A 15,623-nucleotide genomic window follows, 5' to 3' on the forward strand; every position below is an offset into this window, starting at 1 on the left:
CAATTCGTTAATCGGATCTTTACCATGTAAGGGTTTGATTTAACGCAAAGTATTACCATGTATTCAGTCTTTACATCAAAGTCTGTATTTAAGTAGTTGTGGTAATTGGCACGCTTGCCTTAGGGGAAATCGCTGCTTGAGATTGGTTCTCGCATGGCCTACTTAGCGTGGTTATGAGCATAGCTGTGAAATCGAATCTTCGCCGGGTCAAGTGGTTGTCCCTGTCGATGATCGCTGGTGCAATTCTCGGTATTGCCGCGGCGATTTCGATTCAATCCGGACCGGTCGCTGCTGCCGCGCGTGGTGATGGTGTTCCCTCGCGCGCCTCGGCGCTTGGCGTGGTCGGCCCCGAGTCCGAGACGCCCCGTATCCGGCACGAGATCGTCAGTGCGCAGGATGCCGAGCGCTATCAAGCGATCTTCACCCTTCAGGAAGCCGGAAACTGGAAAGCTGCCGATAAACTGATCGGGGCCCTCGATGACCGGGTCCTGATGGGACATGTGCTCTATCAGCGCTATATGCACCCGACGGCCTACCGGTCTTCCTACAAGGAGCTGAGAGACTGGATGGCGCAGTATGCGGACCATCCGGGGGCCCGGAAAATCTTCCGGCTGGCTCTGCACCGGAAGCCGAAAAACTGGAAGGCGCCGGTTCGGCCGCAAAGGGGCTATCTGACCGGCAGCGGTGCGTCCCAGGTGAATGGCGCGGTCGAGCCGCAGCAACACCTGACCCGCAACGGGCCGAAAGTATCCCGCAAGGGGCGCCAGGTGATCCGGGAAATCCGCCGCTTTGTCCGCAACGGCTATCCGACCGGTGGGCTTAAACATCTGAATTCGAAAGCTGGCCGTTCTCTCGACAATGCTGACCGCGCCCATGCTCTGGCTGAGATCGCGCATGGCTATTTCGTCTTCAATGTTGACGACAAGGCCATTCGTTACGCTAACGAAAGCATCAAGCTTTCAGACGGTCTGATCCCGACCGCGCACTGGACAGCGGGTCTCTCGCTCTGGCGCGAAGGCCGGCATGACGAGGCCTCCCGGCATTTTGAATCCCTGGCCCGGGCACCGGATGTTTCCCGCTGGGTAAAGGCGGCCGGAGCCTACTGGGCATCGCGCGCGCATCTCGCCGAACGGCGGCCGCGACAGGCGACGCTCTGGCTGGCCCAGGCGGCAACCCATTCGGCAACCTTCTATGGCCTGCTGGCGCGCCGCGCGCTCGGCATCGACATGCCGCTTGACTGGACCCTGCCCGAGCTGGATGCGGATACCCAGGAATCGCTGCTCACCTCCGAAGGCGGCCGCCGGACCTTCGCCCTGCTGCAGGTCGGCCGGACCGACCTTGCCGAGAAGGAATTGCGGCGGCTCTATCCGGTGCTGCCCGATTACATGCATGGTGCGATCATGACGATCGCGGCGGATAACGGCATGCCGGGTCTGGCCATGCGAATCGCCGGAATCCTTAAGGCGCGCGGTGACCGGCCCTATTATGCGGCCTTCTATCCGCTGCCGGACTGGCAGCTGAAATCAATCGCCGGCATCGACAAGGCGCTGATTTATGCCATCGCCCGGCAGGAATCGAAATTCAATGCCAGCGCACGCAGCGGGCGCGGGGCGATCGGCGTGATGCAGATCATGCCGCGCACGGCGGCATTCGTTGCCAAGGATCGCAGTTTCCGCAGCCGGGACGGCCGCAAGGCCCTGATGGATCCGTCGCTCAATCTGAAGCTCGGCCAGGAATATGTCGGCCATTTGCTGAAGCAGGACAGCGTCAATGAAGGCCTGTTCCAGCTCCTCGCGGCCTATAATGCCGGGCCCGGCACGCTCCGGAAATGGACGCGGAAGATCGATTTCAAGGAAGATCCCCTGCTGTTCATCGAATCCATTCCGCGGCACGAAACCCGGGAATTTATCGAGCGGGTGCTGACCAATCTGTGGATGTACCGGCTGCGCCTCGGCCAGCCGGCACCGTCTCTGGATCACATTGCCGCCGGATCCTGGCCGCGTTATGAGTCGATCGACATCACGCAGCAGCCCAGTGGTCCGAAACATGCCCGGAATTGACGAGTCCCGTTCCTTCGTTCCCGTTCACATCGCGGTCCTGACGGTCTCGGACAGCCGCACGCTCGACGATGATCGCTCCGGCGACACATTGGTGCAGCGCCTGACCGACGCCGGCCACATCCTGGCCGACCGGAAGATCGTGAAGGATGAAGTCCCGTCAATTGCCGGACAGCTCACTGCATGGATCGAGGATGACGGCATTGACGTGGCGATCTCGACCGGCGGTACCGGCGTGACCGGCCGGGATGTGACACCCGAAGCCTTCCGCTCCGTCTTCGAGAAGGAAATAGAGGGTTTCGGCGAGCTGTTCCGCTGGCTCAGCTTCCAGAAGATCGGCACCTCGACGATCCAGTCCCGCGCTATCGCAGGGGTTGCCCGGGGTACCTATCTCTTCGCCCTGCCGGGCTCCACCGGCGCCTGCAAGGATGCCTGGGACGATATCCTGGCCAACCAGCTGGATATCCGGTTCAGGCCCTGCAATTTCGTCGAGATCATGCCGCGTCTGCGCGAGCACGAACTGTTTGGCCGCTCCGCCTGAGACCGTCCGCGACCGCTGCTAGATCCGGCCCTTCGTCCACATCCTGCATCTTCTCGACAAAGCCGATTTTCATGCCCGGCCGGAATCCGGCCAGGGTGTCTTCGAGCGCCCATCCGGTTGACCAGCGGACCGCGGTGAACGGGTTGCCCCGATAGCGCGCGGAAAAGCCGACCAGCCAGTAGCCGCCATCGGTGGAGGGTCCGAACACCGCATCGTTGCGTCCAAGCGCCCTGAAGGCGGCCGCGATATGGCCCGGCGTGATTCCAGGAATGTCGCTGCCGATCAGCACGGTCGGTCCCTTGCAGGCACTGCGCAGCGCTTTCAGCATGCGCTGCCCGAGATCGCCGCGCGCCTGGTGGCTGAACCGCCAGGGCGTCGGCCAGGGCCACGCGGCGGCGTGGCGCGGGGCGGCAATGATACGGCATTCCCAACGTTTCGGCAGGCCGAGCCGCCGCAAGGTCCGGGCAAGATTCTGCCTGTACCATGCCGTCGCGGCGCCGGCCCCGATGTCGCGGGCCAGCCGGCTTTTCACCAGCCCGCGGCGCGGGGTTTTTGCAAGAATGATCAGGGTGTTGCGGGACATCGGCTCACCCGTAGATCCGGGCGATCAGGCGCGGTGGAACCCGCAGAAAATACAGTGTCAGGCAGATCAGGTTGCGCAAGGCGCGCCGGACATACCCGGCGCGGACATAGCGTTCCGCGGAGGTGACCGCCCGGACATCGAACAGGACGAGGCGGCTCATGCCGATGCGGCGGATGAAATCCACATCCTCCATCAGCGGGATATCCCTGTATCCGCCGAGCCGGCGATAGAAGCGCCGGTGGATCAGCAGACCCTGATCGCCGTAGGGCAGGCCGAGCCAGCGGTTGCGCCGGTGCACCATGCCCTCGAGCCGCCGGGCTGCAGGGCTGTCGTCGTCCAGCGCGAAGGTGAAGACCGCGGCGCGGTCCCGGTTCCGGTCGTTTCTGGTGAACACCATCACGCTGGCGGCCCAGCCCCGCTCAAGGGCGGTGTCCGCGTGCAGGAAGAGCAGCCAGTCACCCTTCGCCGCCCTGGCCCCGGCAGAGAGCTGCGTGCCGCGTCCGGGGGCGCAGTCGACCACCCTGGCCCCGGCCGTCTCGGCGATGGCGCGTGTCGCGTCCGTGGAGCCGCCATCGGCGATGATGATTTCCGGCAGGAATCCCGAGCGCTCGGCATTTGCGAGGGAGTCGAGCGTGCGCTTCAGCCCCGTCTCGGCATTCAGGCAGGGGATGACGATGCTGATCGAAAGGTCCGGGGCGGGTGTGCCAAGCCGCCGGCCGTGCGCGTCCAGCGGCCCGAGCGCGCCCGGCATCGGCACCCGCCACAGGTCTTCATCGTCTGGTCGTCCGGATGATCCCACGGCCCGTCCTTATATTTCCGCAGCGCGGGTTGGTATGTTAACAGAGGATGCACATGATCCTGCCAGCGCGGCAGGACGTCCCGATTAAAGCATTTCAGAGCATTCGCGGCCATGACGACCGACCTCGACCTGCGCAATCTCCACGCCGAGCTGACAAAGCTCAAGACCTTCCCCATGCTTGCTCTCGAAGATCTGATCATGCTGCCGGCACGGGGGCTGACCCACGATCATGTTCTGCTCGGCGAGCGGCCATGGAAAGGCAAGCGGCTGCTGGCCCGCATCCCGCGCCTGGTGCGACGCGGCGTGACTCCGGAGGATGCGTTGTCGCTGCAGGCGGAATGCTTCCGGCGGGCCGGCCCGAGCCGGCACACGCCTGTTCTGCATAACCATCTCGATCCGAGTCCGCGGCTGCCGAACGGTGCGTTGATCGTCGATGCGGTTGAGGGCCGGGCGGCGGATCTTCCGACGGACCTGACGCAGCTCGCCGAGACGCTGGCCAGCGTGCACCGGCTGCAGGTGCCCGACGATATGGCGCCCCTCGCCTGGACGCCGCGGCCGGTGGAGGCGCTGGTCGCCCTGATCGAGGACCAGGCGGAATTCATCCCGGCTCTGGTGCAGGACAGGCAGGCCCGCGCGATCCTCGAAGAGGAACGGAAATGGGCCCGTGATTTCGCTGCGGAGCATGGCAGGGCACCCCTGCCGCCGGCGCTTGTCCTGACCGATACCCATCCGGGAAACTTCGTCATCCAGAAGGATGGGCGCGCGATCTTCGTCGATATGGAGAAGACCCAGTATGGGTCGCCGGCGATCGATCTTGCCCATGCCAGCCTGCATACCTCCGTTACCTGGGATCCCGATGTCAGCGGCACGCTCAGCAACGATGATGTGGCCGCCTTCTACGATACCTACCGGACGGCGGTGCCGCCCTCTCTGGCCCGTATCCTGGAGCCCTGGTTCCTGCCGTTCCGGCGCCTGACCTGGCTCCGCACCACGACATGGGGCTGCCGCTGGTATGCCGAGAATGAAGGCCAGGTGTCGTGCAGCGGGGGAGGGACCCAGAGGGATAAACTGCTGACCGGCGTGCTGGAACGGTTGCGCCTGATGGCCCGGCCGGAGACGATGGAGCGGGTGCGCCGGGAATGGCGCGGCCCCGACAAGCTGATGCTGGATTAGGCCGCATCGGGCTGCTGCAGGACGAGGAGGGACGGATGAGCGGCAAGATCGTCAATCTGCGACAAGTCCGCAAGCGGAAGACCCGCGACGCCGCCGACGCGAAAGCTGCCGACAACCGGGCGAAATTCGGCCGCACGAAGCAGGAGCGGGCGGAGGACGAAGCGTCGACGGCCCAGCGCGATCAGGCCGTCGACCGGCTCGATCGGCACCGTCTTGAAACCGAAGAGCCGCCGTCCGAAACCTAATTGTTCTTGTTTTGTTCTAAGCTCGGATATATTATCCGGGCATGGTTGATCCCGATTTTCACCATCCGGACGGACCGGACCCGGACATCATCCGCCGCGCGGCACACAAGGGGCGCGGTGCCGTCAGCAATGTGACCGGGCGGTTCGAGCAGGAGCAGCGCCAGCGCATTGTCGGCGGCTGGCCCGGAGACAACCCGTTCCAGGGCGCCTCCAGCGACTTTCCGGATCCGGACGGCCGGCCCCGGACCGAGGTCGGGATCGACGCATCCCGCACCATCATAGCCCGGAACAAGTCCCCCGATATTCCGTTTGACCGCTCGATCAATCCCTATCGCGGCTGTGAGCATGGCTGCGTCTACTGTTTTGCCCGTCCGACCCACGCCTATCTCGGCTATTCGCCGGGGCTTGATTTTGAAACCAGGTTGCTGGCCAAACCGAATGCGGCGGCGCTGCTCGACGAGGCGCTCAGGCGGCCGGGATACAAACCGGACGTGATGGCCCTTGGCACCAATACGGACCCCTATCAGCCGATCGAGCGTGAGCACGGCATCACCCGGCAGGTGCTGCAGGTATTGTCCGATTTCGGCCATCCGCTCCCCATCGTGACCAAATCGGCACTGGTCACCCGCGATATCGACATTCTGGCGCCGATGGCGGCGCGCGGGCTGGTATCGGTGGCCATCAGCATCACCACGCTGGACCGGAAGCTTGCCCGCATCATGGAGCCCAGGGCGGCAACGCCGGGACGGCGGCTGGACACCGTGTATGCGCTGAAATCGGAAGGCATTCCGGTCCATGTCCTGACAGCGCCGATCATTCCGGCGATCAATGACGGGGAAATCGAGGCACTGGTGCAGGCCTCGGCGGAGGCCGGTGCCCGCGGCCTCGGGCATATCCTTCTGAGGCTGCCGCACGAGATCAAGGATCTGTTCCGGGAATGGCTGGAGCAGCATTTCCCGGACCGGGCGGACCGGGTCTATTCCCTGATCCGGCAGACCCGGGACGGGGAACTCTACCGGGCGGAATGGGGCGAACGGATGCGGGGCAGCGGGCCATATGCCGCCCTGATTCACCGCCGTTTCGAGCTGGCAAAGAGGCGCGTGGGCCTGTCCGGATCCTTCCCGTCCCTGCGCCGGGACCGTTTCGCCGTGCCGCCGCGCGCCGGCGACCAGCTCAGCCTGCTGTAGTCAGGCCAGGAACAGGGACGAAAGCAGCAGCAGGGCGAGCAGGATATTGGCAATTCTGAGCCGGAGGCCATCCTGCAGCCAGCGCGACAGGCCGGCCCCGATCCCGGCCCATATGAAGCCCGAAAGAATCACGATGGCGAAGAACAGGGCACAGATGACCGGCAGCCGGGAGGCGATTTCCGGAGAGCCGTCGGCCGCGACGCCGCTGAAGGTTGTCATGGCACTGGCCGAGATCAGCCAGGCCTTGGGATTGACCCACTGGAAGGCCGCCGCCTCATGGAACCGCATGGGCCGCTCCGGCCGGCCGATATTCCCGGCCGAGCCGCCGGCAATCTTCCAGGCGAGATAGACCAGGATGGCGATCGAGACGTAGCGCAGCGCTTCCAGCAGGCCCGGAACGGCGCTTATCAGGGACCATAGTCCGAGCGCCACGGCGGTGATCATGGCCGGGAAGCCGATGGCGACCCCGAGGATATGGGGCACCGTCCGGGCAACCCCGAAATTGACCCCGGAAGTGGTGAAAAGCGTGTTGTTCGGCCCCGGTGTCAGGCTCAGGGTCAGCGCGAAAATGGTGAACCCGGCAATCCAGTCTTCGAACATCGAGGCACCCTTGCAGCCGCGCCCGGGAATGGGCTTTCGGCTGGATAAGGTCGGTAACGGACCCGGCAATCGCAAGCAGAACCATGTCATGGATACAATATTTCGTGGTTTGGCCTCCGGTGCTATCTAGGTGTAGCGCCCGGGCGGACCAAATCGTAGGGCCGGGTGCGAAAATGTGGCAGACCGGGTGCTGCCGAACCCGGAATGACCACGTATATCCATGATATCGTTCCGTTTTTCCGGTAGGGTCGAGCCACTGTTCTGTACCTCAGGAATGAGTTATATGCCTGATCTCAGTCTGGAAATGGAAGCCGGCGCCGACCGGGGCCTGGTGATCGCCGGCATTGACGAGGTCGGGCGCGGACCGCTTGCCGGACCGGTGATGGCCGCCGCCGTGCAGATTCCGCCCGCGCTCTTCGGTGACCCCCTGTTCGCGGAGGTCACCGACTCTAAGAAACTGAGCGCGGCCAGGCGGACGATGATTGCTGCGACCCTGACCTCAACGGTGCCGTTCGGCATCGGTGTGGCGGAGGTGGAGGAGATCGACCGGATCAATATTCTGCAGGCAACCTATGCCGCGATGGGGCGCGCGCTGGCCGCATTGGCAGACCGTCTCGACGGCAGTCCGGATTTCTGTCTCATCGACGGAAATCGGCTGCCGCCGCTCCCCGTTCCGGCCCGTGCCGTGGTCAAGGGAGACATGAGATCCCTCAGCATCGCGGCCGCCTCGATCATTGCCAAGGTGCACAGGGACAGGATCATGTGTGTGCTGGCGGAGACCCATCCCGGATATGGCTGGGAGCGCAATGCCGGATACGGGACCGCCGAGCATCTGGCCGGCATTGCCGCCCACGGAGTCACAGAGCATCACCGGCGGTCCTTCCGGCCGGTGCGCGACGCGCTCCTCGCCGGTTCCGGCACACTTTGAGCGGAAGACTGCACCGTACTTCACACCATATCTTGTGTTCGTCTTGTAAGTATTTGACTCTATTTAGTAAAAAAAATCGACGACTTGACGTGATTCGCCGGATACCGGAGACTCCAGCCATCTTTCCTGGCACGGACGGACGATATGACGGCGCAAGACACGTTGCCGCTCGACCAGATTCTGGTCGGCGACTGCATTGAACTGATCAATAAACTGCCGGAGAAATCGGTGGATCTGGTGTTTGCCGATCCGCCCTATAATCTCCAGCTCCAGGGCGAGCTTCTCAGACCCAACAACTCGATTGTCGACGCGGTCGACAATGACTGGGACAAGTTCGACACCTTCCAGGCCTACGACCAGTTCTCCCGGGACTGGCTCGCGGCGGTGCGGCGCGTCCTGAAGGACGATGGCGGGCTCTGGGTCATCGGCAGCTACCACAATATCTACCGGGTCGGCTCGGTGTTGCAGGATCTCGGTTTCTGGATCCTGAACGATGTGATCTGGCGCAAGACCAACCCGATGCCGAATTTCCGCGGGCGCCGCTTCACCAACGCGCATGAGACGCTGCTCTGGTGTTCCAAGAGCGAGGACAGCAAGCGCTACACGTTCAACTACGATGCCATGAAGGCCTTCAACGAAGACCAGCAGATGCGCAGTGACTGGCACCTGCCGCTCTGCACCGGGTCCGAGCGCATCAAGGTGGATGGCCGCAAGGCGCACCCGACGCAGAAGCCGGAAAGCCTGCTGTCGCGCGTGCTGCTGTCGACATCCAAGCCGGGCGACGTGGTGCTGGATCCGTTCTTTGGCTCAGGCACCACCGGTGCCGTGGCCAAGAAGCTCGGCCGCCATTTCATCGGGCTTGAGCGCGAACAGGACTATGCCGAGATCGCCATGGACCGCATTGCCGCAGTCAAGCGGATCGAGGATGACAGTCTTCTGGCGGTAGAGACCAAGCGCACGGAACCGCGCGTGCCGTTCGGCAATATCGTTGAGCGCGGCATGCTCAATCCGGGCGAAGTGCTGTTCGATCAGCGCCGCCGCTGGTTCGCCAAGGTGCGCCCGGACGGCTCGCTGGTCTCGGACAGCGCCAAGGGCTCGATCCATTCCGTCGGCGCGGCGGTACAGGGCGCACCGGCCTGCAATGGCTGGACCTTCTGGCATGTGGACCGGGGCGGCAACCCGGTATCGATTGATGTCTTCAGGCAGCAGGTGCGCGCGGAGATGCGGGCCTGACAAAGGCCAGCAGGATGAGGCCGACAAGCCAGAAACCGAGGATCGTCGCCATGCCGGCGCGCTGACTGTCGAAGGTCAGCGTGGCCCAGCCCAGCAGGGCCGGTCCGAGGAAACTCGTGGCTTTTCCGGACAGCGCGTAAAGCCCGAACAGCTGTGTCCGCTTTTCGGGCGGGGCCATGCGTGTCAGCAGGGTCCGGCTGGCTGACTGGGACGGGCCGACGAAAATGCCGAGGGCCAGGGCGAACACCCAGAACCAGGCCACATCCTCGACCAGCAGAACGGCCAACCCGAAACCGATCAGGCCGACAAGCGAGATTGCGATTGTCGGTTTGGCCCCGATCCGGTCATCGACCCAGGCAAAGCCGAAGGCGCCGATACCGGCGGTGACATTCAGCGCAATGCCGAACTGGATGATCTCGGCAAAACTCATCCCGAACGTCCCGGCGGCATAGAGGCCGCCGAACTGGAACAGCGTGGCAAGTCCGTCGGCATAGAGCATGCGGGCAATCAGGAAGACCCAGATGTCACGATTGTCGCGCAGCGAGCGCAGGGTATGCCAGAGGCTCCGCAGTCCGGCGCGGGCCGCTGCCGGGATGGCGACGGTCTGTCGCGCATCGTCCGGAACATAGATCAGCAGCGGAATGGAAAAGATCACGAACCAGGCGGCCGCCAGCAGCGCCGTGGCCCGGACATGTTCCGCGTCGGCCTTGTCCAGCCCGAAGGGCGGCGTCTCCGCCTGCACGAACCCGAGCAGGGCGATCAGCAGGCAGGCGATGGCACCGAGATAGCCGAGCGCCCAGCCCCAGCCCCCGACGCGCCCGAGCCGCTCGGGTACGGCGACACGGGCCAGCATGGCATTGTAGAAAATATTGGCGAACTCGGTGCCGATCAGCACCAGGCCGACGGCGATCAGCGCCAGCAGGGTGTCCGCAGGATCGGGATGGACGAACCAGAGCGCCCCGGCAGCGAGAATACCGATGGCGGAAAAACCTGCCAGCCAAGGCTTTTTCGGCCCGGTCTGGTCTGCGATGGCACCGAAAAAGGGCGCCAGGACGGCGACCGTCAGCCCCGCGATGGTCAGGGCATGGCTCCAGAGCACGGTGCCCTCGACTTCATTGCCGACCACGCCTCTGGCGAAATAGGCGGAGAAGACGAACGTGATGATCACCGTGGGCAGCGGGGAATTCGCCCAGTCGAACAGGCACCAGGAGAGCATCGCGCGCCGCCCCGGATATCCGGAGGCGGCGCGTTTCGGTGATTTCACGGGGACAGATCCGTTCCGGCTAGTGCGCGAGCAGCGAGCGGAACTGGCCGTTCGCAACGGCCAGCATCGAGAGATCGACGCCGTCTGCCGCTTTCAGGTCGGCCAACAGCCGGTCCATCCGGGACGCGGCGTCACTGCGGGTCCCCTGCCACTTTTCGATCAGTTTGCCGGCCGCCGCTTTCTGGCCTTTGCCGTTGCTGCGCTCGGCAAGCACATTCTGGCAGAGCTGGAACTGGTGGCTGTAGAAGTCGTCAACGATGGCGGCGACCGCCATCTTCTGCCAGTGGGATTCGGCCACGACCTGGGCGGCGCGCTCGCGCAACCAGTCGAGGGAGAATTCGTGACCGACGGCGAAATAGACTTCGGCCACCTGCAGCACGCTTTCGCCGGTCTGGCCCGACAGCCGGACGATATCGCAGCCGGAAATCAGGATATCCGCACTGGCGACACCGCGGGCCAGATCCTTGGGCACGCCGGCAGCTTCGTGTTTTGCCGCTTTCTTCTGCACAACCTTGCGATGGGAATCTGTCAGGACCTTGTCCAGCTTCGCGGTCAGCTCGGCCACGCCATCGAGATAGGTGCCGGTCAGGGTCTGCAGGTCGAAGGGCCGGCGTTCGTTGCGCAGGAACCAGACCGCCGCCCGCTCGACCAGACGCTTGATGTCCTGCAGCATTTCGGTCTGCACGACTGCCGGAACCTTGTTGTCCAGGTTCTCGACCGCCGACCAGAGTTTGCGGATGCCGAAGACGTCGCGGGCGACCGTATAGGCGCGGGCAATATCCGGAGAGCCATCGCCTGTCTGCTCGCGCACCGCGTTGACGAAGGTGGCGCCGACCCGGTTGATCATGCTGTTGGCAACATAGGTCGCGATGATCTCGCGTTTCAGCCGGTGCCTGCGGATGGCGTCGTTCATCTTGCCGTGCAGGCGGGCCGGGAAATACCGGATCAGGTCTTCCGCCAGCATCGGATCGTCGGGCAGATCGGACGGCAGGATCTCGTCATAGAGTTCCATCTTCGCATAGGCCAGCAGCACAGCCAGCTCCGGTCGGGTCAGGCCCTGCCCTTCGGCCAGGCGTTCGGCCAGCGTTTCGTCGTCCGGCAGGAACTCCACCGCCCTGTTCAGCTTCAGATGGCTGCGCTCCAGCTCCCGGATCAGCCTGGTTTCGGCATCGAGCAGGGCGGTGCCCTCGGAGACCGCCATGGTCAGGGCCTGGCTCTGGTCGTAATTGTCCTTGAGCACAAGGGTGGCGACCTCGTCGGTCATTTCCTCAAGCAGCTTGTCCCGCTGCTTGCGGGTCATGTCGCCGTCCGTGACGACCCCGCCGAGCAGGATCTTGATATTGACCTCGTGATCCGAGCAGTCGACGCCGGCTGAATTGTCGATGGCGTCTGTATTGATCCGCCCGCCGGCGAGCGCGTATTCGATGCGGGCGCGCTGGGTGACGCCGAGATTGGCCCCTTCGCCGACGACCTTGGCGCCGATTTCCCTGGCATCGATGCGCAGGGAGTCGTTCGCCCGGTCACCCGCGTCGGCGCTGGTTTCCCTGTGTTCCTTGACGTAGGTGCCGATGCCGCCGAACCAGAGCAGGTCGACCTTGGCCATCAGCATGGCCCGGATCAGGTCGTTCGGAGTGACCTTGTCAGCCTTGATGCCAAGCACGGATTTCATTTCCGGCGTGGTTTCGATCGATTTCAGTGACCGCGGGTAAATCCCGCCGCCCTTTGAAATCAGCTTGGCGTCGTAGTCGGTCCAGCTGCTGCGGGGCATATCGAACAGCCGCTGACGCTCCGCCCAGCTTTTCGCGGTGTCCGGCGCCGGATCGAAGAAGATATGCATGTGGTTGAAGGCGCCGACCAACCTGATGTGTTTCGACAGCAACATGCCGTTGCCGAACACGTCGCCGCTCATGTCACCGACCCCGATCACGGAGAAATCCGTGGTCTGGATATCCGTTCCCATCTCCCGGAAATGACGTTTCACGGATTCCCAGGCGCCGCGCGCCGTGATGGCCATCTTCTTGTGGTCGTATCCGGCCGAGCCGCCGGATGCGAACGCGTCGTCGAGCCAGAAGCCGTATTCCTGGGAGACCCCGTTGGCGATGTCGGAGAAGGTTGCCGTGCCCTTGTCGGCGGCGACCACCAGGTAGGGGTCGTTCTGATCATGCCGGACAACATGCCGCGGCGGAATGATATCGGTGCCGGAGATATTGTCGGTGATATCCAGCATGCCGCGCATCAGGATCTTGTAGCATTCGATCGCCTCGGCCTGCATGGCCTCGCGGGTGCCGTCGGCGGGCGGGCGCTTGACCACGAATCCGCCCTTGGAGCCCACGGGCACGATGACGGCGTTTTTCACCTGCTGCGCCTTCATCAGGCCAAGGATTTCGGTCCGGAAATCCTCCCGCCGGTCCGACCAGCGAATGCCGCCGCGGGCGACCCGGCCACCGCGCAGGTGCACGGCTTCGGTCCGGGGAGAGAAGACCCAGATTTCCACCAGCGGGCGCGGCAGGGGCAGATCTTCGATCGCCTGGCTGTCCAGCTTGAAAGACATGTAGGATTTCGGGTTTCCGTCCACATCCGGCTGGTAGTAGTTGGTCCGCATCGTCGCCTGGATCAGGTTCAGGAAGCGCCGGATGATCCGGTCCTGATCGAGATTGACGACATTTTCCAGCGCCGCCTCGATCTCGGCCGTGATTGCTTCCGCCGCCGCGGTCCGCGTCGAGTCTTCGACCGCCGGATCGAACCGGGCCTCAAACAGCCGTGCCAGCAATTTCACGACCTCGGCATTCTCCGCCAGGGTCTCTTCCATATAGGACTGGGAGAAGGTGAAGGCCGCCTGGCGCAGATACTTTGCATAGGCCCGTAACATGGCGACTTCACGCCAGGTCAGGCCGGCCTGCAGAATGAGGATATTGAACCCGTCATTCTCCATCTTTCCGGTCCAGACCGCTTCGAAAGCGTCATGGAAGGGCTGCCGCAGGGATTCAATCTCGACACTTTGCCCGCTGCGGAGCCGCATTTCGAAATCGTGAATCCAGACCGCGTTGGAGAGATCTTTCGAGGCGACTTCATAGGGCCGCTCGCTGAGTACCCGCACGCCCATATTCTCGATCATCGGCATGACGTCGGACAGCGGTACCGGTGTGTCGATATGGAAAAACTTGAGATAGAGCTGAGTCTCCTCGGACCCGATCGGCCGGAACAGGTTCATGGCGAGACGGCCGTCCACCATGGTTTCCTCAATCCGGTCGATATCGAAGATCGCGCCCTGGGCGCTGTAGGCCTCGCGATAGGAAGACGGGAAGGCCTCCCGGTATCGCCGGTGCAGGGCGTTGCCGCTCTCCTCGCCCTTGGCCTCGATCAAGGCCTGGTGCAGCTTGTCGGACCAGGATCGGGCAGCCTCTGTCAGGCGCCGCTCCAGTTCCTCGATATCCACGTCGGGTACGGCGCCACGTTCCGTTCCGACAATGAAATGAAGTCGGGCAAGCACGGATTCAGACATCTGCGTGTAGAACGCCGAGATGTGTCCGTCGAAGGCCCGGGAGAGAATGTCGGCGAACTTTTCGCGGATCTGGGTCGTGTAGTGGTCGCGCGGGACGAATAATATTACGGAAACGAATCGTTCGAACGGGTCGGGGCGTATGAACAGCGCTGTTTTCTGGCGTTCCTGCAGTTGCAGAATACCGATCGACGTGGCCAGGAGTTTATCCTCGCTGGCCTGGAAGAGCTCGTCGCGTGGATAGGTCTCCAGGATATTGAGCAGGGCCTTTCCGTCGTGGCTTTCCGGTGCAAAGCCGCCCTGGGCAACGATCCGCTGGACCTTCTGCCGCAGCATCGGGATTTCGCCGGGACTCTGGTTGTAGGCAACCGAGGTAAAGAGGCCGATGAAGCGGTGCTCGCCCGTGACCTTCCCGGTCTTGTCGATCTTCTTGACGATGATCGTGTCCATATGGACCGGCCGGTGCACCCGGGCCTTGCGATTGGCCTTCATGATGAGCAGCAGGTCGGGGCTGGTCAGGAAGGCTCTGACATCGTCCGGCAATTCTCCAAGATTGCGCAATCCGCCGAAAACACTGGTTTCCGGTTTGCGCAATATGCCGAGGCCCGTGCCGTCGACGACCTGCATATGCGCGCTCTTGCCGCTGCCGACATAATCGAGCTCGCGATAGCCGAGGAAGGTGAAGTGGTTATCTTCGATCCAGCGCAGGAAATCGATGACCTCGCTGACTTCCTCGCGGTTGTGGGGGGTCTCGCGCACGCCGATCTCGGTGACGACATCGAGGACCTTCTCCCGCATCGTCCGCCAGTCCTCGACGGAGGTCCTCACGTCATCGAGAACCGAGAGGAGCTCGGCTTCGATGTCGGACAGAACCTCTGCCGAACTCTGCTCGGAGATGCGCAATTGCATGAAGGATTCCCGGATCATGCCGTCGCTGGTCTCGCCGAGACCCAGAAGCGACTGGACCTTGCCGGCAGCAGTGCGTTCGACCCCGAGGATCGGGTGGATGACGAGATGCACCGTGAGATCCAGAGCGGTCAGCGCCGTGGTGACCGAATCCACCAGAAACGGCATATCGTCATTGACGATTTCGATTACCGTGTGGGGTGACTGCCAGCCGGTGGATTCGAACCGGGGATTGTAGGCCCGGACCTTTGTGGTGCCGGGCGCCCGGGTCTTGCCGAACGACCAGATTGACAATGCGCTGCCGAACAGGTCTTCCGGTTCCTCGGACAAAATGTCCTGCGGCGCGACATTAGCGTAGAATTGCCTGATGAAGCTTTCAGCCTCGGCTTTTTTGTCTGTCGCGATCCGCTCTTCTGCCAGTGCGGTAACGCCGTCGACAAGTTCTTGCTTCAGGGTGTGCAACTTATCGCGCATGCGATTTCCTCCCGCCACCATGAGCTTGAGCTCAATTGCCAACAGGCTAACGCAATTGAATCGGTCGCTGAAGCGTCAAATTATTGAAATTCCGGCTAATAATGGAACTGGCGAAGCGATACTCTCTGACGGGC

General features: G+C 63.2%; 12 protein-coding genes. 7 read left to right on the top strand and 5 right to left on the bottom strand.

Going from position 1 to position 15,623, the window contains the following annotated elements; translation table 11 throughout:
• Positions 1-185: 185 nt before the first annotated feature.
• A complete protein-coding gene (locus tag RH950_RS17025; RefSeq protein ID WP_350058913.1) occupies positions 186-2,060 on the top strand; it encodes a lytic transglycosylase domain-containing protein in 1,875 nt (624 codons plus the stop codon).
• A complete protein-coding gene (gene moaB / locus RH950_RS17030; protein ID WP_350058915.1) occupies positions 2,047-2,598 on the top strand; it encodes a molybdenum cofactor biosynthesis protein B in 552 nt (183 codons plus the stop codon). The genes RH950_RS17025 and moaB overlap by 14 nt, the downstream gene beginning before the upstream one ends.
• Here moaB and RH950_RS17035 read toward each other — a convergent pair.
• Together RH950_RS17035 and RH950_RS17040 are read right to left on the bottom strand one after the other, a co-directional pair.
• Positions 2,552-3,181, bottom strand: coding sequence for a TIGR04282 family arsenosugar biosynthesis glycosyltransferase (locus RH950_RS17035; protein ID WP_350058917.1), 630 nt, complete (start codon positions 3,179-3,181; stop codon positions 2,552-2,554). The two genes, moaB and RH950_RS17035, sit on opposite strands and share 47 nt — an antisense overlap.
• A 4-nt stretch (positions 3,182-3,185) precedes the next feature.
• Positions 3,186-3,980, bottom strand: coding sequence for a TIGR04283 family arsenosugar biosynthesis glycosyltransferase (locus RH950_RS17040; RefSeq protein WP_350058919.1), 795 nt, complete (start codon positions 3,978-3,980; stop codon positions 3,186-3,188).
• A 111-nt stretch (positions 3,981-4,091) separates the two neighbouring features.
• On the opposite strand from RH950_RS17040, the gene RH950_RS17045 reads away from it, so the two are divergent.
• Genes RH950_RS17045 through RH950_RS17055 form a run of 3 tightly spaced genes read left to right on the top strand, consistent with a single transcriptional unit; the run spans position 4,092 to position 6,585 of the window.
• Positions 4,092-5,153, top strand: coding sequence for an aminoglycoside phosphotransferase family protein (locus RH950_RS17045; RefSeq protein ID WP_350058921.1), 1,062 nt, complete (start codon positions 4,092-4,094; stop codon positions 5,151-5,153).
• 35 nt (positions 5,154-5,188) lie between these two features.
• Positions 5,189-5,398, top strand: coding sequence for a DUF4169 family protein (locus RH950_RS17050; RefSeq protein ID WP_350058923.1), 210 nt, complete (start codon positions 5,189-5,191; stop codon positions 5,396-5,398).
• Between the two features lie 41 nt (positions 5,399-5,439).
• Positions 5,440-6,585 carry a PA0069 family radical SAM protein gene (locus RH950_RS17055; protein WP_350058925.1) on the top strand — a complete coding sequence of 382 codons (1,146 nt, stop codon included), beginning with the start codon at positions 5,440-5,442 and terminating at the stop codon, positions 6,583-6,585.
• Here the strand turns inward: RH950_RS17055 and RH950_RS17060 are convergent, their stop codons facing one another.
• On the bottom strand, positions 6,586-7,185 hold the full coding sequence (locus RH950_RS17060) for a LysE family translocator (RefSeq protein ID WP_350058927.1): 600 nt from the start codon (positions 7,183-7,185) through the stop codon (positions 6,586-6,588).
• 283 nt (positions 7,186-7,468) lie between these two features.
• Between RH950_RS17060 and rnhB the strand changes: the two genes are divergently transcribed.
• A complete protein-coding gene (rnhB, locus tag RH950_RS17065) occupies positions 7,469-8,113 on the top strand; it encodes a ribonuclease HII (protein WP_350058929.1) in 645 nt (214 codons plus the stop codon).
• Positions 8,114-8,257: 144 nt separating this feature from the next.
• Complete coding sequence (locus tag RH950_RS17070; protein WP_350058931.1) at positions 8,258-9,346, top strand: site-specific DNA-methyltransferase; 1,089 nt, start codon at positions 8,258-8,260, stop codon at positions 9,344-9,346.
• Here the strand turns inward: RH950_RS17070 and RH950_RS17075 are convergent.
• Together RH950_RS17075 and RH950_RS17080 are read right to left on the bottom strand one after the other, a co-directional pair.
• Positions 9,312-10,610: an MFS transporter gene (locus RH950_RS17075; RefSeq protein ID WP_350058933.1), complete on the bottom strand. Its 1,299-nt coding sequence runs from the start codon at positions 10,608-10,610 to the stop codon at positions 9,312-9,314. The two genes, RH950_RS17070 and RH950_RS17075, sit on opposite strands and share 35 nt — an antisense overlap.
• Before the next feature lie 19 nt (positions 10,611-10,629).
• Positions 10,630-15,489 (bottom strand): NAD-glutamate dehydrogenase, encoded by a 4,860-nt coding sequence (locus RH950_RS17080; RefSeq protein WP_350058935.1) that lies wholly within the window; start codon positions 15,487-15,489, stop codon positions 10,630-10,632.
• Positions 15,490-15,623 lie beyond the last annotated feature (134 nt).

Source organism: Nisaea sp., from assembly GCF_040217065.1.
In the GTDB taxonomy this organism is placed as follows: domain Bacteria; phylum Pseudomonadota; class Alphaproteobacteria; order Thalassobaculales; family Thalassobaculaceae; genus Nisaea.

Coding starts and splice junctions, on each gene's coding strand:
- RH950_RS17055 (WP_350058925.1), top strand. CDS start 5,440: ATGGTTGATCCCGATTTTCACCATCCGGACGGACCGGACCCGGACATC.
- RH950_RS17080 (WP_350058935.1), bottom strand. CDS start 15,489: ATGCGCGATAAGTTGCACACCCTGAAGCAAGAACTTGTCGACGGCGTT.
- moaB (WP_350058915.1), top strand. CDS start 2,047: ATGCCCGGAATTGACGAGTCCCGTTCCTTCGTTCCCGTTCACATCGCG.
- RH950_RS17060 (WP_350058927.1), bottom strand. CDS start 7,185: ATGTTCGAAGACTGGATTGCCGGGTTCACCATTTTCGCGCTGACCCTG.
- RH950_RS17045 (WP_350058921.1), top strand. CDS start 4,092: ATGACGACCGACCTCGACCTGCGCAATCTCCACGCCGAGCTGACAAAG.
- rnhB (WP_350058929.1), top strand. CDS start 7,469: ATGCCTGATCTCAGTCTGGAAATGGAAGCCGGCGCCGACCGGGGCCTG.
- RH950_RS17050 (WP_350058923.1), top strand. CDS start 5,189: ATGAGCGGCAAGATCGTCAATCTGCGACAAGTCCGCAAGCGGAAGACC.
- RH950_RS17070 (WP_350058931.1), top strand. CDS start 8,258: ATGACGGCGCAAGACACGTTGCCGCTCGACCAGATTCTGGTCGGCGAC.
- RH950_RS17035 (WP_350058917.1), bottom strand. CDS start 3,181: ATGTCCCGCAACACCCTGATCATTCTTGCAAAAACCCCGCGCCGCGGG.